The sequence below is a fragment of the Arthrobacter crystallopoietes BAB-32 genome, from assembly GCF_000328305.2.
GTDB lineage: Bacteria > Actinomycetota > Actinomycetes > Actinomycetales > Micrococcaceae > Crystallibacter > Crystallibacter crystallopoietes_A.
Map to the genome: position 1 here is coordinate 1 of NZ_ANPE02000283.1, position 1,879 is coordinate 1,879.

Annotated in this window: 2 protein-coding genes; one reads left to right on the forward strand and one right to left on the reverse strand. The window is 65.4% G+C overall.

Annotated elements, in window-relative coordinates:
- A partial coding sequence (locus D477_RS19855) for a LysR family transcriptional regulator (RefSeq protein WP_005274546.1) occupies positions 1–651 on the reverse strand: 651 nt, incomplete at its 3' end.
- A gap of 254 nt (positions 652–905) precedes the next feature.
- Between D477_RS19855 and D477_RS19860 the strand changes: the two genes are divergently transcribed.
- Positions 906–1,879 (forward strand): SLC13 family permease (locus D477_RS19860; protein ID WP_043847776.1); only part of this gene is annotated, 974 nt, incomplete at its 3' end.

The window sequence follows — 1,879 nt, forward strand, 5'->3', positions numbered from 1 at the left end:
GTTCACGCCGCTGGCGAGGATGTCATCGACCAGCCACCTCATCAGCGATCCCCGCTGGGAGACGATGACCCTGTGGCCGGCCAGATCCTCGCGGTCAAGAACGTCCCTGTTGCCGAAGACGTCCGCGTGCGGGCTGATGATCAGCACCAGCGGCTGGCGCTCGAGCTGCATTACCTGGACATCGGGGACCCGGATCGGCCGGTCGGAACCCAGCAGGCCAATTTCTGCGTTGCCGCTGCGGACCGAGGCCACGACCTCCTCGGGGGTGAAGGCAGCCTCGACGCTGACCGTCACGGCCGGATGCAGGCGGGTGAAGGTGGCGATCATGGAACTCAGCGGCTCGATCCCCGGCGATGGCATCGCGGTGAGCTCGAGCCTGCCGCTGCGCACTCCCTTCAGGGCATCCAATGCCGATTTCGCCGCGTCCAGGTCGCGCAGGACAAGGCGGGCCGGGCCCACGAGCGCCTTGCCCGCGTCGCTGAGGACCGCCCGCCGTCCGACCCGGTGGAACAGCGGCAGCCCCACTTCCTGTTCCAGGGTCTTGATCGCCTGTGACAGGGAGGGCTGGGCAATGAGCAGTTTCTCCGCGGCACGGTTGAACCCCTGATGGTCCACGACCGCGAGAAAATACTTCAACTGCCTGGTATCCATGACTCTTTTTTGCCTTTCCGCACACCGCCCGGCGGAGCCGGCCGCCTGCCGGGATCCTGCCCCGCCCGGCACAGGGACGGGAGCCGTCCTCATGTCCGCCGCAGTATGACGTTCTCAGCCGTATCATAGCCAGCCATCCCCAGCAGGGCCCGGCCTATCGGTTTTACCTATCAGGCAAGTAGGGAATTCATCTTGGACGTGACCTGCATCACTGAGCGATCGTGGGGTTCATCAACCGACACCGAAGGATGACCATGAGCCCTGATTCTTCCGCTTCCCCAAGCGACACGGCTTTGCCCCGGCGCACAGACGTCCGCGCGGCCCTGCTGGGCGGGAAAACGTTCGGCAGTCTCAGTGAACAGACACTCTCCCCCCGGGAAGAGAAGTTTGAACGCGCACGTCAGACCTTGGGGCTCTTCCTGGCCCCGGCCGTAGCGATTGGTTTCGCGCTCCTGCCCACCGCCATGGACCCGACACAGCAACTGCTGGCCGCAGTCCTTCTCGGCGTGATCATTCTGTGGATCTGCGAACCCGTCCCCATCCCGGTCGGCGGCCTCATCGGCGTGGCCGCCGTCGTGCTCCTCGGCGTGGCCCCGGCCGGCGACGTCCTGGCCCCATTCGGTTCAACAACGATCTTCACCTTTATCGGAGCGTTCATCCTGGCCCAGGCCATGCTCAAACACGGCATCGCGCAGCGCCTGGCCTTCGCCGTGCTCTCCGTACCCGGGGTGGCCAAATCCACCTACCGCGTCATCATCGCGTTCGGCGTGATCACCTGCATCCTGTCCGCCTTCGTCTCGAACACGGCCACCGTCGCCATGCTCATGCCCACGGCGCTGGGCATCCTGGCCGTCATCGCCCAGGTCATGCAGGACCGCGGGGTCGTCAAGGCAGACTTCGATCCGCTGAGGCTGCGCGTCGGCGCGGCCCTGATGCTCATGCTCGCCTACGGCGCCAGTGTCGGCGGCCTGCTCACACCCGTCGGATCCCCGCCCAATCTCATCGGCCGCGGTCTGATCGAGGAAGCCACCGGAGAACGGATCTCCTTCGCCCAATGGACGGCCACCGCCGCGCCGCTCTGCCTGGCCATGTTCGTTGTCCTGGCCCTGATCATGTTCCTGCTGAACAAACCCGAAATCCGACGCATCGAAGGCGTCGAGGAGTTCATCCGGGAACAACGAGCCGCGCACGGAAAGATGTCACGCGCCGAGGTCAATACGCTAATCGC